This window comes from uncultured Aquimarina sp., from assembly GCF_947495315.1.
Classification (GTDB): Bacteria; Bacteroidota; Bacteroidia; order Flavobacteriales; family Flavobacteriaceae; genus Aquimarina.
Window position 1 is genome coordinate 17,228 of sequence record NZ_CANLYD010000007.1, and the last position, 24,576, is coordinate 41,803.

General features: G+C 35.7%; 28 protein-coding genes. 15 read left to right on the plus strand and 13 right to left on the minus strand.

Translation table 11 applies throughout. The annotated features are described in order from the left end of the window. Positions 1-24 precede the first annotated feature (24 nt). From Q0910_RS13735 to Q0910_RS13795, 13 genes are all read right to left on the minus strand, one after another. On the minus strand, positions 25-1,827 hold the full coding sequence (locus Q0910_RS13735) for an efflux RND transporter periplasmic adaptor subunit (RefSeq protein ID WP_299217602.1): 1,803 nt from the start codon (positions 1,825-1,827) through the stop codon (positions 25-27). A gap of 4 nt (positions 1,828-1,831) precedes the next feature. Continuing rightward, complete coding sequence (locus tag Q0910_RS13740; RefSeq protein ID WP_299217605.1) at positions 1,832-2,542, minus strand: PepSY domain-containing protein; 711 nt, start codon at positions 2,540-2,542, stop codon at positions 1,832-1,834. A 1-nt stretch (position 2,543) separates the two neighbouring features. Beyond that, entirely contained in the window at positions 2,544-3,131 is a 588-nt protein-coding gene (locus Q0910_RS13745) for a DUF2911 domain-containing protein (RefSeq protein WP_299217609.1), read from the minus strand. Between the two features lie 6 nt (positions 3,132-3,137). Continuing rightward, complete coding sequence (locus Q0910_RS13750) at positions 3,138-3,620, minus strand: nuclear transport factor 2 family protein (RefSeq protein ID WP_299217611.1); 483 nt, start codon at positions 3,618-3,620, stop codon at positions 3,138-3,140. A gap of 20 nt (positions 3,621-3,640) precedes the next feature. Next, entirely contained in the window at positions 3,641-4,192 is a 552-nt protein-coding gene (locus tag Q0910_RS13755) for a potassium channel family protein (protein WP_299217614.1), read from the minus strand. A gap of 545 nt (positions 4,193-4,737) precedes the next feature. Then, complete coding sequence (locus Q0910_RS13760) at positions 4,738-5,277, minus strand: DUF3347 domain-containing protein (protein WP_299217618.1); 540 nt, start codon at positions 5,275-5,277, stop codon at positions 4,738-4,740. Between the two features lie 15 nt (positions 5,278-5,292). After that, a complete protein-coding gene (locus tag Q0910_RS13765; RefSeq protein ID WP_299217621.1) occupies positions 5,293-5,745 on the minus strand; it encodes a heme-binding domain-containing protein in 453 nt (150 codons plus the stop codon). Next, positions 5,746-6,378, minus strand: coding sequence for a DUF3347 domain-containing protein (locus tag Q0910_RS13770; RefSeq protein ID WP_299217624.1), 633 nt, complete (start codon positions 6,376-6,378; stop codon positions 5,746-5,748). Positions 6,379-6,422: 44 nt separating this feature from the next. Continuing rightward, positions 6,423-8,750 carry a multicopper oxidase domain-containing protein gene (locus Q0910_RS13775; RefSeq protein WP_299217627.1) on the minus strand — a complete coding sequence of 776 codons (2,328 nt, stop codon included), beginning with the start codon at positions 8,748-8,750 and terminating at the stop codon, positions 6,423-6,425. Positions 8,751-8,752: 2 nt separating this feature from the next. Then, on the minus strand, positions 8,753-9,970 hold the full coding sequence (locus tag Q0910_RS13780; protein WP_299217630.1) for a TolC family protein: 1,218 nt from the start codon (positions 9,968-9,970) through the stop codon (positions 8,753-8,755). Then, a complete protein-coding gene (locus Q0910_RS13785; protein ID WP_299217632.1) occupies positions 9,967-13,704 on the minus strand; it encodes an efflux RND transporter permease subunit in 3,738 nt (1,245 codons plus the stop codon). Before Q0910_RS13785 ends, Q0910_RS13780 begins: the two co-directional genes overlap by 4 nt. Positions 13,705-13,808: 104 nt before the next feature. After that, complete coding sequence (locus Q0910_RS13790; RefSeq protein WP_299217635.1) at positions 13,809-14,225, minus strand: hypothetical protein; 417 nt, start codon at positions 14,223-14,225, stop codon at positions 13,809-13,811. 76 nt (positions 14,226-14,301) lie between these two features. Continuing rightward, positions 14,302-14,736 carry a hypothetical protein gene (locus tag Q0910_RS13795; protein WP_299217640.1) on the minus strand — a complete coding sequence of 145 codons (435 nt, stop codon included), beginning with the start codon at positions 14,734-14,736 and terminating at the stop codon, positions 14,302-14,304. 225 nt (positions 14,737-14,961) lie between these two features. Here Q0910_RS13795 and Q0910_RS13800 point away from each other — a divergent pair, with 225 nt between their 5' ends. The 15 genes from Q0910_RS13800 (at position 14,962) to Q0910_RS13870 (ending at position 24,563) form a co-directional block, all read left to right on the plus strand. Continuing rightward, entirely contained in the window at positions 14,962-17,190 is a 2,229-nt protein-coding gene (locus Q0910_RS13800) for a TonB-dependent receptor (RefSeq protein ID WP_299217643.1), read from the plus strand. A gap of 170 nt (positions 17,191-17,360) precedes the next feature. After that, positions 17,361-17,783, plus strand: a complete 423-nt coding sequence (locus Q0910_RS13805; RefSeq protein ID WP_299217646.1) for a hypothetical protein — start codon at positions 17,361-17,363, stop codon at positions 17,781-17,783. Positions 17,784-17,960: 177 nt separating this feature from the next. After that, positions 17,961-18,542 carry an AraC family transcriptional regulator gene (locus Q0910_RS13810; protein ID WP_299217649.1) on the plus strand — a complete coding sequence of 194 codons (582 nt, stop codon included), beginning with the start codon at positions 17,961-17,963 and terminating at the stop codon, positions 18,540-18,542. 70 nt (positions 18,543-18,612) lie between these two features. Continuing rightward, the gene (locus tag Q0910_RS13815; RefSeq protein WP_299217652.1) at positions 18,613-19,218 is read left to right on the plus strand and encodes a WG repeat-containing protein; all 606 of its coding nucleotides are present in this window, start codon (positions 18,613-18,615) and stop codon (positions 19,216-19,218) included. A 61-nt stretch (positions 19,219-19,279) separates the two neighbouring features. Continuing rightward, positions 19,280-19,708 (plus strand): cytochrome c, encoded by a 429-nt coding sequence (locus Q0910_RS13820; protein WP_299217655.1) that lies wholly within the window; start codon positions 19,280-19,282, stop codon positions 19,706-19,708. Then, positions 19,708-20,868: a hypothetical protein gene (locus tag Q0910_RS13825; protein ID WP_299217658.1), complete on the plus strand. Its 1,161-nt coding sequence runs from the start codon at positions 19,708-19,710 to the stop codon at positions 20,866-20,868. Before Q0910_RS13820 ends, Q0910_RS13825 begins: the two co-directional genes overlap by 1 nt. Positions 20,869-20,889: 21 nt before the next feature. Then, positions 20,890-21,210, plus strand: coding sequence for a hypothetical protein (locus tag Q0910_RS13830; RefSeq protein WP_299217663.1), 321 nt, complete (start codon positions 20,890-20,892; stop codon positions 21,208-21,210). 87 nt (positions 21,211-21,297) lie between these two features. Further along, a complete protein-coding gene (locus Q0910_RS13835) occupies positions 21,298-21,765 on the plus strand; it encodes a hypothetical protein (RefSeq protein ID WP_299217666.1) in 468 nt (155 codons plus the stop codon). Positions 21,766-21,928: 163 nt separating this feature from the next. Further along, on the plus strand, positions 21,929-22,057 hold the full coding sequence (locus Q0910_RS13840) for a hypothetical protein (protein WP_299217669.1): 129 nt from the start codon (positions 21,929-21,931) through the stop codon (positions 22,055-22,057). An 11-nt stretch (positions 22,058-22,068) separates the two neighbouring features. Continuing rightward, complete coding sequence (locus Q0910_RS13845) at positions 22,069-22,287, plus strand: heavy-metal-associated domain-containing protein (protein WP_299217672.1); 219 nt, start codon at positions 22,069-22,071, stop codon at positions 22,285-22,287. Between the two features lie 18 nt (positions 22,288-22,305). Beyond that, a complete protein-coding gene (locus tag Q0910_RS13850; protein ID WP_299217675.1) occupies positions 22,306-22,524 on the plus strand; it encodes an SHOCT domain-containing protein in 219 nt (72 codons plus the stop codon). Between the two features lie 17 nt (positions 22,525-22,541). Next, the gene (locus Q0910_RS13855) at positions 22,542-22,820 is read left to right on the plus strand and encodes a DUF5676 family membrane protein (RefSeq protein ID WP_299217678.1); all 279 of its coding nucleotides are present in this window, start codon (positions 22,542-22,544) and stop codon (positions 22,818-22,820) included. A gap of 109 nt (positions 22,821-22,929) precedes the next feature. Further along, entirely contained in the window at positions 22,930-23,544 is a 615-nt protein-coding gene (locus tag Q0910_RS13860) for a lycopene cyclase domain-containing protein (protein WP_299217682.1), read from the plus strand. 11 nt (positions 23,545-23,555) lie between these two features. After that, positions 23,556-24,074 (plus strand): hypothetical protein, encoded by a 519-nt coding sequence (locus tag Q0910_RS13865; RefSeq protein ID WP_299217686.1) that lies wholly within the window; start codon positions 23,556-23,558, stop codon positions 24,072-24,074. A gap of 27 nt (positions 24,075-24,101) precedes the next feature. After that, the gene (locus Q0910_RS13870; protein WP_299217689.1) at positions 24,102-24,563 is read left to right on the plus strand and encodes a universal stress protein; all 462 of its coding nucleotides are present in this window, start codon (positions 24,102-24,104) and stop codon (positions 24,561-24,563) included. The last annotated feature ends 13 nt before the right edge of the window (positions 24,564-24,576 follow it).

Genomic DNA, 24,576 nt, shown 5'->3' on the forward strand with positions numbered 1-24,576 from the left:
TATACGTTTAACCTGTAAGATTAATTATTCTATGGTCTCCTTTACTTCACCACATTTTAACATCGCTTGTCCGTAATACGGATTACGAATTTCTTCTTCTAGACTTAACCAGTAGGCACCTTTATTGTTATCTGCCATAGGACAAAACTCTTTATACACTTTTTGGTCAATCCCAAAGAGTTTTATACCACTTGTCATATGAGCAGAAAGATGTTTAAAATGTCCTCTTTGTACCGCTATATCCGAACTGTTTTCAATTCCATTTGTAGAATTTTTCAATTCTTTCTGAATCGTCATCCAATGGTTATGCGCTTCCTCATTAGATAATAATTTCATATCTACTTTTGATAAATTCTGACTTACTCTTTTTGCAGCAGTTTGTGCTTCTTCAGAGTCGTCGTTAACAAGAGCATCTTTCAATAGAATATAGCCATCAAAAACCTCTTTTAACTGTTTTTGAAATTTGTTAGATACATCAATCCTTTCGTTCATTTGCGAGTGATTGGTTTTATCCATTTTATCTCCAGCATTATCACCTTGCATTCCCAAATGCCCTTCATGACCGGTCATAGTCTTACCTCCTTCTGCATTCATCATAGATTTTTTACCCTGTAATTGGGCTGCTGCATCCACGGTAAATGTACCATTAGTGACTACTTCATCTCCATTTTCTAATCCTTCTAAAATGGTGTAAGTATCCCCATTGGCATTACCTAATAGAACTTCTTTCATTTCAAAAACAGGTTCATTTGGTTTTGTTTTAAGATAAACCACAGAGCGTTCCCCAGTCCACATCACAGCAGTGGCCGGAACAGTCACTGTACTTTTAGAACCAGGTTGAATCCCTTCAATCTTGCCTTCAACAAACATTCCTGGCTTAAACTTGTCTTTTTTATTATTTAATACAGCTCTTACAACTATGGTTCTGGTTGCAGAATTTAATAATGGGTCAATGAATGAAATTTTTGCATCAAAGACTTCATTACGATAGGCGTTTGTGGTAATCTTAATAGTCTGTCCTTTTTTTAATAGCGCAATTTGATTTTCATAAGCATCAAATTCTGCCCAAACGGTATTAAAATTTGCAATCTTATATAACGGCTGCCCTTGCTTTACATAGTCGCCTTCTTCTACCATCTTATGAGTTACTGTTCCAGAAACCGTGGCAAATACAGGAAAGTATTCTTGTACCTTACCCGCATTTTCAATGGTGTTAATTTGCTTTTCTGAAAGCTTCCAAAGTTTCAATTTATTGCGTACTGCCTTGTAAAGTTCGGGTTGTGATTCTTTTAGTGATGAAGCGGTTAGTAGTTCTTGCTGTGCAGCAACTAATTCTGGCGAATAAATGGTTGCCAATCGTTGACCAGCTCCAACACGTTCTCCCGTAGAATTAACGTATAGTTTTTCAATTCTTCCACCAAAATAGGTTACTTGAACGGCATTGGATTCTTCATTAGTCATAATCTTACCAGATAACTTTAAAGAATTATCTCCCATTTGTCCTTGTCCCACAACGGATGTTTGGATATTAGCCAAAGCCATTGCATTTTCGGTCATTTTAATTTCGTTAGCATTAAGGCCGTCTGCACCAGCATCGGCAGGGATTAAGTCCATTCCACAAATGGGACAATCGCCAGGTTCATCTTTCATAATTTGCGGATGCATTGAACAGGTCCACATTTGATTAGAAGCAATTTCTTCCGAATGATTGTGGTCGTCTGTAACCTTATTTGTTGCCGTATCAGCAGAACCTCCACCGAATATTAGAAAGCCGCCTAAAAGGCCAACAATCAACGCAACACCTATGTAAATAATGTTTTTATTCATAATATTACTTTTTTGTTCTCTTATATATTTTTCTAATTGTAGGTGAGGATGTATACCACAGTAAAAAACCACTGAGTACTGTTATTAATCCTAAAAGTGAAAAAGCTCTTAGAACTATTGTATTAAAATTATCTCGCCCTTGATAATCCATAGTGTGCGTCATCCAGAGAAAGTCAAACCAGCGCCAATCTCGATGGCGTACTGTTTGAAAAGCTCCATTGTCAATGGCCACGTAAGCTTTAAGATTTTCATCAGTTTTATATGAAATCTCATAAGCTGGTAGAGGTCTTCCTCTGTATTCATGGTGGTCGCTTACAGTTTCAATCCTCCGTATTTTGTCTAATTTTAAATCCGGTAACATATAGCGTTCAGCTACTTTGATTGCTTCTTGTTCTGTAATTCCATTCTTTTTATTGCCTGAAACCGCATTGTACAGATTGTTCTCATTTATCCAATAATAGGGTTCGCCGGCTATTTCCAACAGTTCCAAGTTTTGAATTGGTTCTTTTAAATTTAGTTGAGCAGTACCTAACAAATTATTAAAGGACGTTTGTTTTGGTTTCTCCTTTTTAAATTGGTCACCGTGGATGTCATCAATATCTGTCCAACTAAAATATAGACCGCTAATCGTCCACATTAGGAATTGAATACCTAAAAAGAGGCCCAAATAACGATGCGCTTTTCTTATTTTTAATGCTGTATGTCTATTGACCATCTTATTGGTTTAATTTGAAAGGAAAGCTAATCGTTACCTTTTCCCAAGCAAGAGAAATAGTACCTTCTGTTTCACTTAACTTATTTACTTTATATTCTAAATGCTCCGTAATTTCATCTGTAATAATTGGTGTCACTTTAAATCGTATTACATCATCTTTTTCATCGTAATCATCTTTTCCGTGCTGATTCCAATTTTTATTAATCATTATAGTCCAATCCTCTTTTGATGGTATTGTAAAAAATCCATATTTACCTGCAGGTAGTACTTTTCCATCAATGGTCAAATCTTTATTAGTTTCTAACCAAGTGGCCATATGTGCACCTGCTTGCCAAACATTATTGTAACCAACTAATCCACCAAAAATAATTCGCCCCCTAACCCCAGGCGATGAATAATCAATATGAATATGCGCATCACCGACCATTCCCATAGTTGAAGTATGTGGACTTAATACTTTTTTTGGTGGCTTAGATGAAGTTTCAGTTTTTGATTGCTCTAGAATTGTTTCGGTTTCTTTTGTTTTTTGCTTACAAGACACAAAAAGAAGCGTGCACAACAATAGGGTAAAAAGAATACGTAGTCTCATATGATTTTATTTTTTATTTCTTGAAGAAGAATGTGTTTTGATGATTTTCCATTTTTCACCTATTTTCTTTAGAATGGAAGTTGCTACGCCTTTTTTAGCTATAGTTCTACTTTCACCTTTATCATTGGGCTTCAATACAATGGTATAAACATACGTTTCTGTTGTAAATGCATAATTGCCATCAACCTGAACATCGATTTCATAATCTGAAAAAGTAAAGCTTTTAAAGTGTCCCAATTCTGGCCCCAAATGATGTTCTATGTAATGCGCATAAGAACCTTCTGCACCTCCGGATTCAAACACTTTAGAATCTTCGGTAAACAACTCAAATGTTCCTTCGGTCGTTAAGTTTTGTAAAGCGTCCTTGTATGATTTCATTACTTCGATAACGTCTTGCTTATCTGTCGTATCCTTACTGTTTTGTGCATTGGTAAAATTGACTGTTGTAATGAGAATAGTTATTAGTGTAATTAATTTAAGTACTTTCATAATTATAGTTTTTAAAAGGGTTATTTGTTAACGTGTATTCTATTAATATTGGCAATACCAAAAACCAAAACAAAAAAGCTCAAGAATACTTCCATCATTACCAAGAGTTTACCAGAAATTGTTAATGGTACTATATCACCAAAGCCAACTGATGAAAATGTGATTAAGCTGAAATACATAAACTCAAAGAATTGCATAAAAAATGAGCCATTAAGTGATATGGCAGATTTAAAGTTTTCAGAATTTAGCACGTACAGCGCTTGATAATCTGCTGAAAACGACAGGATAATCAAAACAATTAATACAGCAAATAATGTAAGAACATGTGTAAGTTGATGACTTTCGCCTATTATTTTGCTTAACTGTATAAAAGTGAGCCTCACAATAAAGACCGTTTTGACTAAAGCCAACACAACAATTAAAAGAGGTAGAAATAAGCTATCAGGATTTTCATTAGCCCATAATGCATAACTTAACGACAAAGCAGTAACAACACTAGCAGTGAGTAATACTTTTTTAAAAAGCTGTTCATAAAAGCCTGTATTTTTTGATGTGTTTGTTATGTCTTCCATATTCACTTTATTAATCCTCTAATCAAATAATTGAAGTGCCAACGCACCAACAGTTATTATAATCAGTATTGCATATATTATATAATTGAACCATTTTTTAACTACAGATTTCTCTTCTTTGCGATGGCATCCGTCTTTGCAACAATCTTTCATTATTTTATTTTGTTATCGTTACATTTTTAAATAATACCTGAAAATGAGAGTTAGACAGTATTCCATCAATCAAAAAAATAAGTCCTTCTCTCAAATTCAAGTATCTTACACTAAACTTCTCTTTTTAAACTTTTTGTTTGCCTGTCAAAGGAAGAGAGATACTATTATTCTAGGGGGATTTAACCTCTCTCCCTTATGCAGGCTGCTATTAACCAAATCAACTTCTCTTTTTCAATTATCTTGTGCCTGACACGGGAAGGAACTAACACTAACCATCAACATTGTTTTCCTTCCCACGACAGGACTTAATGACTATTAATATATCCTTAAAATCGAAACCATTCTGTTAACTAATAAAACTAAAAGACTCCAAAACATAAGGAAGGGATTATCTAATTAATAGTCTCTTTTACTTTTCCACATTTGAGCATTTTACTGCCATAATATGGGTTTCTCACTTGATTGCTGGTACTCAACCAAGAGCTACCACCATCATACATAGGACAAAATTGTTTGTACAGTGTACTTTTCGTACCTGTAATTACTATCAAATCTGAAATATCCTTGCTCAATGTCTTAAAATGTTCTCTTTGGTGACCTATATCACTTTTTGCAATATGTTCTGCGTGCTCTGTAGCATCTTCAATAATGTCCGTCAATTCTTTTTGCTCTTCTACCTTATACTTTGACTTGTCAAAAGCTTTTAATGAAGTTGCCAATTTCGCACCTAATTCAGCTGCTTTTTTGGAATCATCTGTCACCAAGGCGTTTTTTAAATTGAAATAATCGCTTAAAATCGCCTCGGATTTTGTGTCACCTTTCATAGTCATCATTTTATCGTGATTATGATTCATTTTCTCTTTTTCCTGTGCATTGCTAAAAGAAACTGCTAACAATAGCATCAATGCTATATTCTTTTTTAAATTTTTCATCTTATCTTTTTTTAATTATAAACTGTCTTTTAAATTTTCCATATACTTAATAACCTGTTGAATTTCTTCTTCTGAAAAAGCTGCCTCTTTGTGAATCAAAGTATAAGAATCCATAGGCATTTCACCACTTTCAATTTGTTTTATAATGGATCTTAACTTGCTTGCCTTTCTTCGACTAGATAAGGAATCCCACTCATTGAAGTTTAACTCTGCTTTTCCTTCTTTGATATGGCCTTCTAGAAACCAAGCTACAGGTTGCACCTTGTTGTACCAAGGATACTGTGTGTTGTTACTGTGGCAATCATAACAAGAGACTTGCAATTTGTTCTTGATATCGCTTGGGACATCATTTACCAACATAAAGTCGGTTTTTGGAACACCATCGCTTTGATTACGTTCTACAGGCATAAACTGTATGCCTACAAAAGCAACCAACAATACTATTGCTATGATTTTTACAGCCTTCATTTAATTGATTTCTTTTTGGACTTTTCCGCAGGTTAACATTTTACTTCCGTAGTATGGATTTTTAATATCCTCACTCATACTTAACCAAGCGGTACCACCATCGTACATTGGACAAAATTGCTCATAGAGCTTTTTATCTGTTCCTGTAATCGCAACCATATCTGTCATATCCTTGCTCAATATTTTGAAATGCTCACGTTGGTGCGCTATATCACTTTCAGAAATATGTTCTGCGTGCTCAACTGCATCTTCAATAATATCTTTTAAATCGTCCTTTTGACTTTCTGAATAATTTGATGAGATATCTAGGCTACGTAAAGTTTTTGCCAGAGTTGCCCCAAGTGCTTTAGCCTTTGCGTTATCATCTGATACTAAAGCATCTTTAAGATTGAAGTAATCATTTAATACAGCTTGTGAATTGCCATTTCCACCCATTGTCATTTCCTTTTTATCACCATCGTGATGACCATCGCTATTATCGTGATTCATTTTTGAATGGTCTTCATCCGCATTCATCTCTGAATGATGGTCTGTTGAATTGTTCTTGTCATTTTTTGCGTCTTTACAAGACACTACTGTTAAGGTTACAAACGCTATTGCAACTATTCCTAATACTAATTTTAATTTGCTCATTTTGTTCTTGATTTAATTGTTATGTTTTGTTTTTTAATATTTATTTAAAATCGTGCTAAGAGACCACCACCCCAACCATATCGGTTGTTATAGTTACCCTGTATTGAAAAATTTCTAGAGAGGATGTACGAAAGACCTACCAACCATTGTGTTTCACTTTCATAAGAGCTATCTCCTAAATCATTGACCCATCCAAAGTCTGCTCTATATTCGTATTCGCCCTCCAGAAAAATTCTAGGAAAAATCAATAGCTCCCTATCCAAACGTATTCTTGGGCGCAGTTGATTATCCATACTCACATCTACGTTAAACCTGTAAGGTGTAAAGTATTTTACCCCAACAAGTCCAACTGTATTAAACTCGTCGAAAGAGTTTGGTATTTCAGTTTCGGTATTAACACCTACGTAAAGACGCACCCAATCATTGAGATACCTATTATAATTTATTTCGGCTTCAAGGTTTTGGTCGTAATCAAACTCTGCTCTCAATCCAAATTCATTACGGATATTGCTCGACGTTAAAAAGAGTTCATTAAAGTTTGAGCCTAAACGAGCCAATCCCCACGAATAAAAATGGTCTGTTTCATCAATTATTTTTTTTGCCGGAAATTCAGCCATACGCTTATCTCGAGGGGTGTCGTAACTAAAAACCCTTGCCATACCACCCATCATATGATACAATACGTGGCAGTGAAAGAACCAATCGCCATACTCTTCGTTATAGAATTCTATGACTACTTTTTGCATTGGCGGTACATTGACGGTATGTTTTAAGGGCGAACGTTCTCCGTTTTCATTAATGACCCTAAAATAATGCCCGTGCAGGTGCATTGGGTGATGCATCATTGTTAGGTTGTTGAGTGTTATTCGGGTTACTTCCCCGTTTTTAATTTTTATTTTATCGGTTTCCGAAAGTGGAACACCGTTCATACTCCATACATAGCGTTGCATATTTCCGGTCAGGTTCAACAGAATGTCGTTTATTGGTAAATTGGCTTTGTAGGTGGTATTTTCCTTTGCCTTTAAAAAGTCGTAGTTGAAGTAGGTTTTCCGCGTGTTATAATCAAAAGAGGCAGTATCTTTCTGAATCATTTGCATATCGTGCATATGGCCGTCCTTTTTCATTCCCATCGTATCGTCCATCTTCATTTTCATATCCATTTGGTCATTCATCTTACCATCTTTCATTGACATTTTATCGTGCATTTTCATTTGGCCGTCTTTCATATCCATCTTCATCCCATACTTCTGCATTAAAACTTCAGGTGTCTTCTTTTTTTTATTTCCAACCATTGCAGGTGCTCCCATTTTCATATCCATTTTACCCATTTGTTTCATCATCTCTACTTTATCAGGTCTGTCTATTCTTTTGGCTGGATAAAGGGTGCCATTACCTAATTGTATAGAGGTATGACCTGAACCATCTTGAGCTGTTGCGGTAACTTCTAAGGTGCCTTCGGGAATAGTGACAATAACATCATACGTTTCGGCTATGCCAAATAGAAATCTGCTTTTAGATACGGGCTGTACGTCAATACCATCACTAGATACCACCATTGGGTTTCCTCCGCCAAAATCCAGCCAATAATAAGTAGAGGCGGACGCGTTGATGAAGCGAAGACGTATTTTTTCGCCTGCCCTGAATTCTGGATACTCCGCCAATTTTTTACCGTTGGACAAAAATGCGGGATAATAAATGTCGGCAATATCAGCGCCTTCCATACGGTCTCTCCAAAATTTAAGTTGAGCCCCAAAAGCACCTTCTGTAATGACCCTACTAAGTGGAACTGCTGTACCTTTTTTAACTTGATACCACTCGTTACCTCTTTTAAGATTTCTCAATACATTCATTGGTTTTTCATTCGTCCAATCGGATAACACCACGACCAAATCTTTATCATATTCCAAGGTTTTTTCTTTTGGATGAATGATAATAGAGCCATAAACACCTTTCTGTTCTTGTAGCATTGTATGGGAATGATACCAATACGTACCCGATTGGTTGATTGGGATTCTGTATTGAAAAGTCTCTCCTGGCTCAATGGGTGGCGTGGTCAAATAGGGTACACCATCGTAAAAATTGGGAAGTATTAAACCGTGCCAATGTACCGAGGTTTCTTCATCCATTTTATTGGTTACGTTGATTATAGCAAGGTCTCCTTCCTCAAATTCCAAAACAGGTCCAGGAATACTACCGTTGATAGTCATTGCATTGGCAGAGACACCACCAAGCGTCATTTTATTTTCTTCAATGGTAAGGTTATACTCCTTAATAGGTCGCCCTTCTTCCTTTCTATCCGCTCCATTTGTGCCTACTTGGGCAAAAGTGAATGAGGTAAATAGTAATAATGTGATTATGCTTCTTATTCTCATTTTTATTGTGTTAAATAATTAATTAAGGCATATTGTATATAATAGCCCTTAATGGATTCGATAAGATTTATTTGAAATTTTAATTGCAACTCTTGAACATCCAATACATCGTTAAAATCAATAGTGCCTGTTTCATAATTCTTTATCAGAATTTCTTCTGCATCGTTAGCTTGCATTAAGTTATCCGATTGAATATTGAATTTTATTCTAGTATTTTCTCTGTTGTACTTTGCATCTGCTAACAGTGTTTCCAGTTTATTCAATCTATCTTCCTTTTGGGATTGTATTTGCAACTGCTTTAATTGATTTTGTTTTGTAGTAGACTTGTATTTATTATTAAAAATTGGAATTGAAATAGACACCATTGGCATCACAATATCCTTTCCATTATCATTAAAGTTCATCTCTGGTCTTTCTGCGACTGGAACATAGTCTAACCCAAAACCAATATTTGGGGCACTTTCTTTTTGGTTCAAAAGTTCAGATTGTTCCACAGATTCGTATAGCTTATCATACTTTATAAGTTCAGGATTAAGCTGAAGATTTTCAGTTAAAATTAATGGGTCCTCATCCGGTATGGACATTTCTTCTGCTACAATTACCTCCGTGTTTTCATCCCGATTTAGTAGATTATTGAAGGTTACCTGTTCTGCTAAAAAATCTTGTTCTAATACTTCTTTTTGCTGGACAAGTTCATTTTGTCGTATTTGCAGACGAAGTACATCTACAGCGGATGCCTTACCAACTTCAACTGAAGTTAATGCCAGACGCTCATAGGTTTCCAAAAGCTCAATATTCTTATCTAGAACTATCTGTTTTGCTCTAATGGCGTATAATTTGTAGTAGGATTGGGAAACGGATAAAGCAAGTTTTCTTTTTGCGACTACGATATCTATATATTGAGTTTCTGCTAATGAGCTTGCATAGTTCTCTCTTGCCGTTATGGTACCAAACCAAGGCAACATTTGAGAAACCGAAAAACGTGCACGCTGCGCACCTGTTCGGGTCTCTGGCTCACTAACAAAATATCCAGCACTTACCGTTGTATTTGGCAACGTATTGACCTCGTTTACTTTTTCTTCCGCAATATTGTAACGCAGCTCAAAAGCCTGAATTTCAGGATTATTATTTTCAGCTTCCTGAATATAGGAAGCTAGTTGTTGTGCATTTGTTTCCGCGAAAGCGAAAAAAATAAGTCCTATTAAAATTATATATCTCATTTCGTCGCTCTTTTTAATTGAAATTCTTGTTTCCAGCTATACAATACGGGTACTACAAACAGTGTTACAAGTGCAATAAGCATCCCACCGAAGGAAGGAATAGCCATTGGAATCATTATATCACTACCTCGGCCTGTTGATGTTAATACTGGTAGTAAAGCTAATATGGTAGTTGCGGTAGTCATCAGACACGGCCTAATACGCTTTTCCCCTGCCTCTACAACAGATGCTCTTATCCCTTTTTTATCCGTGGGATTATTTCTGTCGAATGTTTGTGTTAAGTAGGTAGCCATTACCACACCATCATCCGTTGCAATACCAAACAGCGCAATAAACCCTACCCAAACCGCTACACTCAAGTTTATGGTATGCATTTGAAACAAGTCCCGCAAATTTTCTCCAAAGAAGTTGAAATTCAAAAACCAATCCTGACCATAAAACCAAATCATCAAAAATCCACCGGCAAAGGCAACAGCAATGCCTGTAAAAACCATTAAAGAAGTTCCGACCGAGCGGAACTGGAAGTAAAGAATTAGGAAAATTATTGCTAATGCCAAAGGCACCACAACACCAAGAGTTTTCTCTGCTCGCAGTTGATTTTCATAAGTACCAGTAAATCGATAATTAATTCCTTTTGGCACGATTAGTTCACCGCTATCTATTTTTTCTTGGATAAGAGCTTGGGCGTTTTCCACCACATCTACCTCGGCATATCCATCTAACTTATCAAAGAGAACATATCCTATCAAAAATGTATCTTCGCTTTTTATAATTTGTGGTCCTTGCTCATAACGAATCGTAACCAGTTCACTTAATGGCACTGGGGTTCCTTTTTCTACGGGAACATAAATATCTTTTAAGTCATTAGGATTTGCACGTAGTTCTCTTGGGTAGCGCACACGAATACCATATCGTTCTCTGCCTTCAACAGTTTGTGTAAGTACCATACCACCCACAGAGACTTGTATAACCTGTTGCACTTGTTGTATGGAAATTCCATACCGTGCAAGTCGGTCTCTATCGATATCTAATAAAAGGTAAGGTTTCCCGACAATTCTGTCTGCAAAAACAGCTTCATCCTTAACACCATCTGCCTGTTTTAATATATCTTCCAATTGTACTCCAAAGGCTTCAATCTCATTTAAATCTTGTCCTTTTACCTTAATACCCATCGGGGCTCGCATACCAGTTTGCAACATAACCAAGCGAGTTTCAATAGGTTGCAATTTAGGCGCTGAAGTAACTCCTGGAAGCTTTGTGACCTTTACGATTTCCTTCCAAATATCGTCTGGGGATTCAATTTCAGGCCTCCAATTTCTATAATATTCACCTTCATCATCTGGTATCAGTTGTGAACGACGCACCGAAAAGGGATCTTTAGTTTTAGAAAGATTATAGTCAGCAGCTTCGTTAACTTCACTATTTGGGTTTACAACTAAGCTTCCGTCTTTCAATACAAATAATCCATCTTCATCTACCTTAAAGCGTTGTCTTTCTCTTTTTTCATTTAGGATGTATTCAGATTTATACTGAATCACATTTTCGTACATAGATAAAGGGGCTGGATCTAAAGCCGATTCTGTACGACCAGATTTACCTACTACAGTTTCAATTTCTGGGATGCTGGCTACTGCCATATCTAATTGCTGTAACACGCGCTTATTCTCTTCAACCCCAGCGTGTGGCATCGATGTAGGCATTAAAAGGAAAGAGCCTTCATTAAGAGATGGCATAAATTCCTTCCCTGTATTTCTCATAATCATCACTCCAAAAATGATTATTGTGGTTGGCAGGGCAAGGAATAATAACTTATTACGTAACGCCCAATTTAAGATACGTACATAGTACTTTCTAAAAAGAGTAAATACACCTAGTAGTCCAAAGCAAATAAGACCAACAAAAATTAAATTTACTAGTATGCTTCGATCGACTCCTAAAGGCCTCCAATATTCTGCTAATAAGAAAATGATTGCAAAAGCCGATACGAATATATTTATAGTATTGGCACGTTTAGAGGTAATTTTTTCCTGTAATGAAAGAAAACCAACTACTCCAAACGCCATTAATATCAACCCAAGTGGAAATCCAAAAACAAGAGCAATAATTCCTGTTAGAACTAAAGCACCGTTTAGCATATAACTAAATGATTTTTTTACGCTCCGTTTTTTAAAGAAATAGGCTGCAAACGGTGGTATTAAAAATAATGCTACAATTAGCGACGCTGTTAAGGCTGAAGTTTTGGTAAACGCCAATGGACGAAACAATTTACCTTCAGCACCAATCATTGTAAACACAGGAATGAAACTAATAATGGTGGTCATCACGGCTGTCAAAATGGCTCCAGAGACTTCGGCAGTTGCATTATACACAACAGTGTTCATAGGTAAGTTCTGCTCATTTTCGTCAATATGCCGTAGCACATTTTCTGATAGGATAACACCCACATCCACCATCGTCCCGATAGCAATAGCAATACCAGACAATGCAACGATATTTGCATCGACATTAAATAGCTTCATTGAAATAAAAACCATTAATACTGCGACTGGTAATAATCCCGAAATTAATACTGAAGCTCTTAAATTAAATACCATTATAATTATTACGAAAATGGTAATTAAAATCTCTAAAGTAAGTGCCTCATCAAGTGTCCCTAATGTTTCTTGAATGAGCTCTGTTCTATCATAAAAAGGAACAATAGTAAGTTGCGATGTCCTTCCATCGCTCAGAGTTTTTGAAGGTAAACCCGAACTTAATTCATTTATTTTCTCCTTAACATTATTAATAACGGCCATAGGGTTAGCGCCATAACGGGCGACCACAACACCACCTACGACCTCTGCGCCTTCTTTATCTAAAAGACCTCTTCTTGTTGCAGGGCCGTGAGAAACTTTGGCGATGTCCTTTAAACGTATAGAGGTGAAATTTTCCGAGGTAACTACTGCATTTTCTAGGTCTGAAATAGATTTTACATAACCCAATCCGCGTATAAGATATTCTGCTTGGTTTATTTCTAATGTTTGAGCACCTACATCTTGGTTACTTTGTTTAACTGCTTTGACAACCTCGTTTAAACCAATTTTATACTGCTTCATCAACTCTGGATTGACATCCACTTGGTATTCCAAAACGTAGCCACCAATAGAAGCCACTTCCGAAACGCCGCTTGCCGATGACAATGCGTATTTCACATAGAAATCTTGAATACTACGAAGTTCCTGTAAATCCCAACCGCCAGTCACATTTCCGTTTTCATCACGACCTTCTAATGTATACCAATAAATCTGTCCGAGACCTGTAGCATCAGGACCTAGTGCTGGATTTACACCATCTGGTAAAAGTCCGGCTGGTAATGAATTTAATTTTTCGAGTATGCGGCTACGTGACCAATAGAATTCAATATCCTCTTCAAAAATGATATAGATACTTGAAAACCCAAACATTGAAGAACTACGAATGGTTTTCACTCCTGGAATACCAAGTAGTGATGTGGTAAGAGGATAGGTTACTTGGTCCTCAATATCTTGTGGTGAGCGACCATCCCATTTTGTAAATACAATTTGTTGGTTCTCGCCTATATCAGGAATAGCGTCTACAGCTACAGGATTTCGAGGAAGCGAACCAGTATTCCATTCAAATGGTGCATTCACAACACCCCAAGCTACAAATAAAGCCAGTAGTAAAACGGCTACCAGTTTATTCTCTATTAAGAATTTGATGCTTTTATTTAGCATAAAAAATGATTTTTAAGTAATTATAATTTTTGTTGACAAAGCAACAAACAAGTGATTGAGTCCAAACAAATTAATGCAGGACTTCAGTACTAATTACTTAAAAATCAAATAAGGAAAGTTTGGTCTAAAACTTGAACGTCCCTGACCAAGGGAGGTGGAGAGTAATCTCTAAAAGAGATATTTTCTGTTTGTAATTCTGTAAATAGATTTACGTAAGAGTAGATGAAAGTGGCAACTAATATCTGTTGCTCTTTATCTAACTTATCAAAAGAAATTTTTAGATTATCTTGACCATCAACAACGAGCTGTTCATCGCTACAACAATCTTTCTTAGTAATATCACATTCTGTTGAAGACGTTTTTTGCTGAACCTCCATACCACAAGATTCAACTTTACCAAACACTGAAGTATCCACAAGCACGTCACCGCAATAATGGCTTTCAATAGTGAAAGACATTGTTGAGACAAACACTAAAAGTGCCATACAAAATGATACTATTTTAAAAAATATTGCCTTCATTTATTTTGCAAAGCTACAAAAATTTTAACACTTTAATTTTGTTTAACAAAATTTTAGACTCTATACAGGTAAAATACTAATCCTTTTTACCCAATTGACTTAATGCAATAATATTCTCTACAAGGCCTTTAATTTCTATTGGTGGGTTGCCGTGGTCAAAATTAGAAGACACATATTCTTTGTCATTTGTAAACACTTTTAATTTTGCAAATGCAGCACCATCAAATTTTCGTTTCTCAGATGGGGCTTTCAAAGACGAGAGTTCTTTAAGTTTAATTTTATCTGCCAAATTCACTATTTCCCTCCATTGTTTATTACTTATTTTTACCGTATTGCTCTTTTTACCAGCTATATCTTCACTATAAACAAATGTTTTTTTGCTTACTTTCATTTTTTGATAAAAACCTCTAGAAGTAGCTTCATACTCTATAGAAAGATCATTTATTCTCTCTTGAGAAAATACTGATTGTCCAAGTGTAATTATCAAGATTGTTATAAATACTCTTTCCATGATTAATTAGTTTATCAGGTCACCAAATGAAATACAAATCTAGTATACTGGTCTATAGATAAATATGATAAAAATCACATTTTCTAAAAACTTCTATATGATATAAAAGTGATTCGGTTCGAAGAGAAACACAATTAAGAATAATTCTAAATAATCTTGATTTTTCGATTTCATATATATATTTTTGTTTATTTATTTTTATTCAATCTAAATTAAAATAGTAGTATGAAATATTATTTCTCCTTTTTAATGATCGCTATAAGTAGTGTAATCTGGTCTCAAAACGGAAGTAATGAAACAGACACAATTCAAAAACAAACAGAGAAACTTAAAGAAGTAATCATAATTGGTAATTCTATAATTGGAAGCCAATTTGAGGCTAGAAACAAAACTGGTTCGGCCAATTATATTTCTAAAAAGGATTTAAAAAAATTCTCTTATACCAACATCAATAGAATTTTACAGACCGTTCCAGGCATCAACATCTACGAAGAGGATGGATTTGGATTACGTCCCAATATTAGTTTACGTGGTACTTCGCCCGAGCGTAGCGCTAAAATTAATTTAATGGAAGATGGTGTCTTGATTGCACCTGCTCCTTACAGTGCACCGGCTGCTTACTATTTTCCTACTATTGGCAGAATGGAAGCCATAGAAGTGTTAAAGGGAAGCAGTCAAATACAGTACGGGCCCAACACCACAGGTGGTGCCATAAATATGATATCCTCTCGTATACCGGAAAAATTTTCTGGAAAAGTGTCGATTGCTGCAGGAAACTATGATTCAAGAAACACCCAATTGGTATTAGGCAATAGTTTTAAGAATTTTGGGTTTGTGACGGATTATTTCAACTACAGTTCTGATGGTTTTAAGGATTTAGACGGTGGTGGTAACACAGGTTTCGACAAGACAGATTATTTGGCCAAATTCAGAATAAATACAAATTTAGATGCCAAAATCTATCAGTCACTTTTGTTTAAAATCCAATATTCAGAAGAAGAAGCGAACGAAACCTATTTGGGCCTGACAGATGCAGATTTTGAAGAAAATCCTTTTAGAAGGTACAGGGCTTCTTCAGAAGATGTCATGACCGCCGAACACCAACAGTACCAGCTCACCCATTTTATCCGTTTGTCACCATCCATTGACATAAGGACAACAGGCTATCTCAATAAATTTAAACGAAATTGGTATAAATTAGATGATGTAAATTTGGGCGAACGCGTAGGTATCAACAATATCTTGTCTTCACCAGAAAATTTTCCTTCTGAATATCAAACCCTCTTGGGTAACGAAGACACCCAAATGGATGCATTAGGTATAAAGGCTAACAATAGGGTTTATACTTCAAATGGAATTCAATCTGTTGCCACGCTAAAATGGGGTAACCAATGGGTACAGCGCTTAGAAGCGGGAATACGATATCACGAAGATGACGAAGATAGGTTTCAATGGGTGGATAGATATGCGTTTCAAAACCAAGAATTAATACGGACTACAGTTGGCGAAAAAGGAACAGATGCCAACCGTATAGGCAGTGCCAAAGCATTGGCAACTCATTTGCTATACACGGTAAAAATTGAAAATTTGACATTGACACCAGGGTTACGCTATGAAAACATTACATTGACCCGAACAGATTATGGCACTAATGACCCTTCCCGGACGGGTCAAGATTTATCGATTAGAGAAAATGAAGTGGATGTCTGGATTCCTGGAATAGGGGCTAATTATAGGTTCAGTAAGACCCTATCAATATTTGGTGGTGTACACAAAGGCTTTTCGCCACCCAGTAATACGCCAGGGCAAAATCCTGAAGAAAGTATTAATTATGAATTGGGTTCCCGATTTAGCTTTAAAGGTTTCAATGGCGAAGTTGCAGGCTTTTACAATGACTACCAAAACCTACTTGGAAGTGATTTGGCCGCTACTGGTGGTACAGGAAGCCTTGACCAATTTAATGCAGGTGAAGTTCGTGTGAGCGGGATAGAGTTCTTACTTAATTACAACCTGCTATACAAACAGACCAGTAGATTTAAACTTCCCTTATCCGTCTCTTACACTCTTACAGATACTAAATTTTCAACAAGTTTTGACAGTAATGAGGATATTTATGGGGTAGTTACCAAAGGGGACGAGATACCCTACATTGCAAAAAATCAATTAAACGCATCTATTGGATTACAGCATACAAAATTTGAGGTAAACGTAAACTCAAGATACACAAGTGCTTTTAGAACTAGGGCAGGTTCTGGCTCAATCCCAGAGAATTTTAAAGTAGATTCAAATTTTATAGTGGACTTGTCTGCCCGTTATTTTATTGATAACAACTTTACCCTGTCTTCTAATATTATAAATCTTTTTAATACAACATATGCGGTATCGAGGGTTCCGGCAGGGTTACGTCCAGGGCATCCATTTGGTCTAAATTTTTCAGTAGCATATGCATTTTAGAAAATCTAAATATATGACGAATATCATATTTCTGTTTAATCATTAAATTTATATTTGTACGAATGAAAATTTGTATAGCATCATAAATACCTGATATTAAACGCATTAAAAAACGATGTCGTAATCACATTATATTCTAAATGTTAAACAAAATTTCTTAACTTTACATTGTGAAAATTATTTTTACTAAAATATTGTCTTTCTTTTTGGCAGCATTTATATTGTTGTCAACCTCTTCTTTTACGGTGAATATGCATTTTTGCTGTGACAAATTAGTGGATATGGCTTTTTTTAGTGAAGCACAAGCTTGTAAAGACAAAGTTCAAAAGAAAAATAACCCCACTAAGAAATGTACTACTTTACAAGAAAAGGATTGTTGCGACAATCAGACTATTTTAAAAGAAGCTAGTGATACCTTTAAAAAATCGAATACGGTTTTAGAAATTGACACTTTAGTCTTCTTAAATACATTTATTTATTCTTACATCAATCTTTTTGAAGGACTAGACAAAAATATAGTTCCTTTTGAAGCGTATAGGCCGCCCTTGCTATACAAGGATATACATATTCTATACGAGACATACTTAATTTGATTTTCTACATCGCAGTAAAAGCCCTTTTACTGCACAATTAGTTGTAGCCAGCGCATAGCTATTGGCTATATACTATTGTACCCAATTCCCGACAGTATCATTTACACATTAGACTGTAAAACATACAATTACAGGACTAACTATTGAGCAAAAGCCCAATAACAATACCCTATAAATATGACACAACCAAAAGAATTTTGGGTTAAAAATATGGTGTGTAGTCGTTGCTTAAAAGTAATAAAGCAAGAACTACGAGAACTAGGAATAACCGTCCTTTCGCTAGAGCTAGGAAAGCTTTTAGTGGAAGCACCAGGCTTAAGCGATGCACAAATTAACCAAGATGTTACCAAAGTGCTACACGCAAATGACTTTGAAATTGTAAAAAGTGAAGAAGATATGCTCGTTGAAAGAATAAAAATTATTCTGATTGAACAACTTGTTGAACTGCCATTGACCTTAAAGGTTAAGACTTCGGAACATTTATCATCAACCCTTCATCGAGATTACAAGGCATTGAGTAAACTGTTCTCATCTAAAGAAAAGACCACCATTGAAAAGTACTTTATAAGATTAAAAATTGAAAAAGTAAAGGAACTCATTCAACTCAAACAACATTCCTTTTCTGATATAGGATACTTATTGGATTACAGCAGTGTAAATCACTTATCCAGACAGTTTAAAGATGTGGTTGGAATGAGCATGACAGATTATAAAAACACAGAAAATTGGAAGCGTAATTATTACGATGAAATTATATAGATAAGAACGAAAGTTATGCAGATGAAGACTAATGTCATTCGCTAATTTCATCAAACTAAAATGAATAAAAATGAAAACAATCTTCCTCACATTATTAATTATCCCAATGCTGGGAATTGGGCAAACCATAGAAGATATTGACTTTATCTCCCCTTTTCACGACGGCCTTGCCGCAGTGAAAAAAGGAAATGAATGGGCATTTATTGACCAAAACGGCTCCATAATCATTGACTTTAGAGAAGACTTTGTACTGACCAAAACAGACAAGGGTAACTATCCTTTGTTCAGTAACGGAAAATGTATTATAACTCATCAAAAGGATGGTGTACTTTATTATGGCTTCATTGACAAAAAAGGAAAAATAAGTATCAAACCACAGTTTCTAAATGTCTCAAATTTTCAGGGTGACAAGGCCTTGGCATTAATAGTACATAAAGAGACCATAGGCTATAATGATATCTTTAAAAAAGATGTTGTTAACTTCCATTATTTTGAAGTGGTCATTGATGAAAACGGAAATGTAACAGACCATTTAACTCAGTTATCTAAGCATATTTCTCCAAAATATACTAAAAGTAAAAATCCACCTGTCATCACATCTAAATTTATTTCTGATAATCTGATAGTGGTAAAAAACGATGACAATAAATGGAACTTAAGAAAGATTTCACATTGAATTCTATCCAGACCGAATCTAAAACATTTTTAAAAACAAACACAAACTAAATCCTAATCATATGAAAACAAAAAAGATTTTTTTCAGCGTAACCCTACTAGGGTTGATTTACTTCTTAACAGTAGGGTTTATCAAATCCCCTAGAACAGAATATACTCCTGTAGAACAAGATAATTGGGTGGCTCCGGCAAGCGCGGACAAAGTCAAGAACCCATTAAAAGGTGATGCAAAGGCAGCGGCATCTGGTAAGAAGATATACAAAATGCTATGCTTTGTTTGCCACGGTCCCAAAGGGAAAGGTGACGGTATGGGTGGCACAGGGCTTAAACCAAAACCAGCAGACCTAACAAGTTCAGCTTTTCAATCACAATCTGACGGCGCAATTTTCTGGAAGATAGAACAAGGACGTTCACCTATGCCCTCATACAAAACCTCAATCCCAGAGAAAAAACGCTGGGAACTTATTAACTATTTAAGAACCCTGAAATAATGAAAAAGTTAATCTTATCACTTTTCGTGTTTGCTTTTGGCTATCAAATTTATGGCCAAACATATAACACTTTTGAACCGAGTAAAACCCAATTTATGTTGCGTGGTTACGGACATACGGGGTTTGAATATATGGACTCTGACGACGAAACAGAATCAACATTTCTAGGCTTAACCTATGCACCAATTTTTCTCTACAAGCATTCAGACAGGTTGATGTTTGAAGCCGAATTAGAATTTAAATTAGAAGGAAATGAATTGGAGATTGGACTTGAATATGCAGATGTGATGTACGTCCTCAACAAGAATATGACAATTAGAGCGGGTAAATTCCTCTTGCCTTTCGGAACCTTTATGGAACGATTACATCCTGCTTGGATAAATCGATTACCTAATGCGCCTCTCGGGTATGGACACGATGGTATTGCACCTTCCTCTGGAATTGGTGTAGAACTTCGAGGTGCTTTTGACTTAGGAGGCCCAAGGCTTAATTATTCTATTTACTCAACCAATGGACCAAGGATAAATGATGGTAGTGAAGAACCCGAGGAAGCTGGTATTTTACAATTCGAAAATTTTGAAGATAATAACCTAGCAAAAGCATATGGTGGTAGAATAGGAATACTTCCATTTTCCGATTCATCGGCAGAATTAGGATTTTCGGCCTACTCGACAAGTGGAACCGGCACGGAAGACTCTCAATATGAGGATGTGGGTGCCTTTCTTTTTGCACTAGACTTCTCATATGTAAAGCCTATATCACCTTTAAAGGGAATTGTAGATATCAAAGCCCAGTATAATAACTCTAATGTAGATACAGCAACATTTGTAGAAGTACACGAGGATGGAGATACTGAAGAATATTCCTTTGACAATCAAAGCAACTCATTTTACGCCCAACTAAGCTATAGACCTACAATGGCTGAAAATGACTTTATAAAAAAGTTAGAATTCGTAGGGCGCTATTCTGATTTTAATGCCCCAGAAGGCGCAGAATGGGAAGAAGCATCAGTTCAGTATGCCTTTGGACTCAACTATTGGTTAAGCTGGCGCTCTGTATTAAAGCTTAGCTATCAAACTACCGAGACTGAAGGTGGCCACGATGGAGATGGTATTACCAACACTGATGGATTATTTATCCATTGGGCGATTGGATTTTAATTGAATCATAAATCAAGAGATATGAAAAGAATACACAAAATAACAGTAACTGTAACATCGATTCTTGTTGTTCTAACAACGATAGTCGCCTGTACATCTACAAAAGAAGTTTACACCCCTATTCCAGAAACGGAGGTAGCAGGTAGTGACCAAGAATTTGAAATGGAAAAATCAGGAGCTCAACTTTGGGGCGAGGTATGTAACAGGTGTCATATTGCACCTTCGCCTTCAGATTATAACGATACAGATTGGGAAACCATTAGTCTACATATGCGAGTAAGAGCGAATCTTACAGAAAAGGAAAGCAAAAAGATTGAGGAGTTTCTAAAATCTGCTAATTAATAGCTGATAACCCATTCCCTTAGTAGGATGAACAGATTAGGGGAAATGGGTTTAAAAAAACAAACAATAACCTTAAAACTAAAAATGATGAAAAACACACTTTTACTTTTAACCGTGCTTGGGCTTTTAAGCCTTAGTAGTTGTAAACAGGATATGAATTCCGAAACATTGCTGGAAAATCCTCAAACCCGTACTGAGGTTTTCAACACTATTTCTGAAAATCACGAATATATGTCTGCCTTTATGGAACATATGCAAAACACACCTCACGCAATGCAAATGATGCAGAATAATAAAAAGATAGTAGGCACAATGATGAAAAAAGAAGGAATGCGAATGATGATGAAGGATAGCACTATGATACACTCTATGATGAATAATATGATGAGTGATGGAAAAATGATGGGCAATATGATGAAAATGATGCACGAAAAAGGAATGATGAGCGAAGATTGTATGGAATCGTGTACGAAGATGATGAGCAACAAGGGAATGGATATGAAAGGAATGAACAAGATGGACTCTTCGAAAAAAGATGCCCACAAACATCATTAATAATATTTAAAACTGAATAAATATGAAAAACAATCACTGGATATGGATGATTATTGGCTGTGGCTTACCACTTCTGTTCATTTTTTTAGCGCCTTCTTTTGGCATAGGTGGAGGCTCGTCCCTTTTCATCTTCATACTATTTATGTTCGCTATACATCTGTTTATGCCACACGGGTCTCACGGCCACGGAGGACACAAGCACAATAATGGGAACCATAATGGTCAAGACCATAATCAAAAGAAGTCTGCTGAAAGTTCAACAGAAAAAAGAAAAGAACATAAGCATCATTAATATCAAACACAATGAAACAAAAATTTCAAATAGAAGGAATCAGTTGTGGTGGATGTGTTTCAAGGGTCAAGAAAACATTGGAAGAACATCCTATTATTGAAAAAGTAGAGATTTTTTTAGCACCAAAAGGTGCCACGATTATTTCTATGAACGAAACGCTCTCGGTTCAAGAAATACAAAAGCAACTTGATAAGCTCAACGGATATACAATTTCAAAAATAAATCAATAACAATTAAAACTAAAAATTATGCATTTATACGACGGACATTTTGGAGGAATGCACCTAATATGGTGGATTATTTGGCTCATTTTCATCGTTTGGATTTTCTTAATCCCAACAGATATACCCTACCAAAAGACAAAAAAAGAAGATCCTTTGGACATTCTTAAGAAAAGATTTGCTGAAGGTTTCATTACTAAAGAGGAATACGAAGAATCAAAAAAGATTCTAAAATCAGATAACTAATCTTAAATCATAAAAATATGTACCGATTAAACATAAAAAAATTTGGATTTGCCTTTGGTCTTACTGGAGCCTTGATTTATTTAGGCTGTATGATTGTTATGGCTACTGCAGGACAAGAAGGCACTATTACTTTCTTTAACAGCCTTTTACACGGTTTAGATACCACCAATATTATAAGGATGGATGTTCCACTATTGGAAGCATTTTTTGGCATTATACAAACCTTCATTCTCGGATGGCTTATTGGTGCTTGTATAGGAGCTTTTTATAACGCTCAAATAAAAGTAAAAAAATAGGAGATATAGTTTTATGCAATACGTTTGGTTTATATGGTCACTTATCATTCTTACCCTTTGGGCAATAATTTATGTTTCAAAGAGAGGGTATAGAAAAGAAATGCTCAAAATGAGTCTAATCACAATGCCCTTTGGTTTAACAGAACCGTTATTTGTACCAGAATATTGGTTTCCACCCTCGCTGTTTGATTTGGCTCAAAAAACAGGCTTCGATATCGAAAGCCTTATTTTTTCTTTTGCCATCGGTGGTATTGGCGTGGTACTTTATAATCTAATTTTTAAACAAAACCTTATTGAAGTAGACCATACAGAGCGAAATCACAGAAGACATCTTTTGCATAAATATATCTTATTTATACCTGCTTTAGTTTTCCTTATTCTAGCAGTTTTTACAACACTAAATCATATTTATTGTGGCACTTTAGCAATGTTCATCGGTGGTCTATCCACGCTATACTGTCGCCCAGATTTAAAAAGAAAGATATGGGTTGGGGGCATCTTGTTTACCATACTGTATTTCATATACTTTGGAAGTATTCTTCCATTTTACCCCCAATATGTGGAACTATATTGGAATCTCGACAATCTCACCCATATTCTAGTCTTAGGAATCCCAATTGAAGAATTACTTTTTGCCTTCACCTTTGGAATGTATTGGTCTGGCTTATATGAACACTTGTATTGGCATAAACTAATTAGCCTAAATAAAACTCATAATCAATAATAATTTAAAAAATGAAACGAAGATATTTTAAACAACCGAACAACGAACCCATAGTAGTAACAGTAGAAAATCCAAGCGGAACAATCTACAAGCTATTAATCAGTATTCTATTTTTGATTTTAGCCTCAATAATATTGCTTTCGTGTTCCAACCAGAAAAAAGATAAGGCTGAAACAGCTACGCTTGCAGTCACTAAAACAAAACCCATTCAAATGAATTCAGCTGTTGCTTCTCAAACAACTTATGAAATCGTACCGAATGAAAAAGTCTGTATGGTAAACGACAGGTTTATGGGTGTAAAACAAATACCGATAGATGTAGATGGTACAATCTACTTTGGTTGTTGTCAAGGCTGTGTTGAAAAACTTCAGAAAAACATTGACAATGTCCGCTTTGGAAGTAATCCGATTGATGATACAAAAGTAGACAAGGCCAATGCTGTAATCGTTCAGGATAAAAGTAAAGGGAGCGTCTTTTATTTCGCTTCAAAACAAGACGCCCAAAGCTTTATAAGTAAAAATAAAGCCTAAAATATTTCTATTAATAAACTAAAAATTATGAAAATAGTATTGGCTCTAGACGGTTCAGATTTCAGTAAAGCAGCTGTTGAGCAGCTTAACAGAATAACCTTGCCACCAAGTACGGAGATTTGTATTATAAACGTTTACGAATTTCCTATAGCAATAGGCCCTGAACTGATGGCTACAGGTGGTAGCTTAAACAATTATTATGAAGAATTCATAAGCGGTGCTCAAAAATTGGGTGAAAAAATTGTTTCCGAAGCCAGTGACAACCTTAAGAATTTAAATAAAACACTTACCATAACCACTAGTGTTGTTAGCGGGCTACCCAAAAATGTAATTCTAGAAAAGGCTGAAGATTGGGATGCTGATTTAATTGTAGTTGGCTCTCAAGGTCAGGGTGCGCTCTCACGTCTATTATTGGGTTCTGTTTCACAATATTTAGCCACCCACGCTAAATGTTCGGTAATGATAGCAAGGGACAAAAACAACAGTTAGAGAATCTAAAATA

Bases quoted from the DNA above. Each gene is read 5' to 3' on its own strand.
- Q0910_RS13870 (WP_299217689.1), top strand. From the start codon at position 24,102: ATGAAAATAGTATTGGCTCTAGACGGTTCAGATTTCAGTAAAGCAGCT.
- Q0910_RS13855 (WP_299217678.1), top strand. From the start codon at position 22,542: ATGTACCGATTAAACATAAAAAAATTTGGATTTGCCTTTGGTCTTACT.
- Q0910_RS13825 (WP_299217658.1), top strand. From the start codon at position 19,708: ATGAAAAAGTTAATCTTATCACTTTTCGTGTTTGCTTTTGGCTATCAA.
- Q0910_RS13795 (WP_299217640.1), bottom strand. From the start codon at position 14,736: ATGGAAAGAGTATTTATAACAATCTTGATAATTACACTTGGACAATCA.
- Q0910_RS13745 (WP_299217609.1), bottom strand. From the start codon at position 3,131: ATGAGACTACGTATTCTTTTTACCCTATTGTTGTGCACGCTTCTTTTT.
- Q0910_RS13860 (WP_299217682.1), top strand. From the start codon at position 22,930: ATGAGTCTAATCACAATGCCCTTTGGTTTAACAGAACCGTTATTTGTA.
- Q0910_RS13800 (WP_299217643.1), top strand. From the start codon at position 14,962: ATGAAATATTATTTCTCCTTTTTAATGATCGCTATAAGTAGTGTAATC.
- Q0910_RS13775 (WP_299217627.1), bottom strand. From the start codon at position 8,750: ATGAGAATAAGAAGCATAATCACATTATTACTATTTACCTCATTCACT.
- Q0910_RS13835 (WP_299217666.1), top strand. From the start codon at position 21,298: ATGAAAAACACACTTTTACTTTTAACCGTGCTTGGGCTTTTAAGCCTT.
- Q0910_RS13735 (WP_299217602.1), bottom strand. From the start codon at position 1,827: ATGAATAAAAACATTATTTACATAGGTGTTGCGTTGATTGTTGGCCTT.
- Q0910_RS13810 (WP_299217649.1), top strand. From the start codon at position 17,961: ATGACACAACCAAAAGAATTTTGGGTTAAAAATATGGTGTGTAGTCGT.
- Q0910_RS13815 (WP_299217652.1), top strand. From the start codon at position 18,613: ATGAAAACAATCTTCCTCACATTATTAATTATCCCAATGCTGGGAATT.
- Q0910_RS13755 (WP_299217614.1), bottom strand. From the start codon at position 4,192: ATGGAAGACATAACAAACACATCAAAAAATACAGGCTTTTATGAACAG.
- Q0910_RS13770 (WP_299217624.1), bottom strand. From the start codon at position 6,378: ATGAGCAAATTAAAATTAGTATTAGGAATAGTTGCAATAGCGTTTGTA.
- Q0910_RS13865 (WP_299217686.1), top strand. From the start codon at position 23,556: ATGAAACGAAGATATTTTAAACAACCGAACAACGAACCCATAGTAGTA.
- Q0910_RS13845 (WP_299217672.1), top strand. From the start codon at position 22,069: ATGAAACAAAAATTTCAAATAGAAGGAATCAGTTGTGGTGGATGTGTT.
- Q0910_RS13765 (WP_299217621.1), bottom strand. From the start codon at position 5,745: ATGAAGGCTGTAAAAATCATAGCAATAGTATTGTTGGTTGCTTTTGTA.
- Q0910_RS13830 (WP_299217663.1), top strand. From the start codon at position 20,890: ATGAAAAGAATACACAAAATAACAGTAACTGTAACATCGATTCTTGTT.
- Q0910_RS13840 (WP_299217669.1), top strand. From the start codon at position 21,929: ATGCCACACGGGTCTCACGGCCACGGAGGACACAAGCACAATAATGGG.
- Q0910_RS13740 (WP_299217605.1), bottom strand. From the start codon at position 2,542: ATGGTCAATAGACATACAGCATTAAAAATAAGAAAAGCGCATCGTTAT.
- Q0910_RS13760 (WP_299217618.1), bottom strand. From the start codon at position 5,277: ATGAAAAATTTAAAAAAGAATATAGCATTGATGCTATTGTTAGCAGTT.
- Q0910_RS13750 (WP_299217611.1), bottom strand. From the start codon at position 3,620: ATGAAAGTACTTAAATTAATTACACTAATAACTATTCTCATTACAACA.
- Q0910_RS13790 (WP_299217635.1), bottom strand. From the start codon at position 14,225: ATGAAGGCAATATTTTTTAAAATAGTATCATTTTGTATGGCACTTTTA.
- Q0910_RS13780 (WP_299217630.1), bottom strand. From the start codon at position 9,970: ATGAGATATATAATTTTAATAGGACTTATTTTTTTCGCTTTCGCGGAA.
- Q0910_RS13785 (WP_299217632.1), bottom strand. From the start codon at position 13,704: ATGCTAAATAAAAGCATCAAATTCTTAATAGAGAATAAACTGGTAGCC.
- Q0910_RS13850 (WP_299217675.1), top strand. From the start codon at position 22,306: ATGCATTTATACGACGGACATTTTGGAGGAATGCACCTAATATGGTGG.
- Q0910_RS13820 (WP_299217655.1), top strand. From the start codon at position 19,280: ATGAAAACAAAAAAGATTTTTTTCAGCGTAACCCTACTAGGGTTGATT.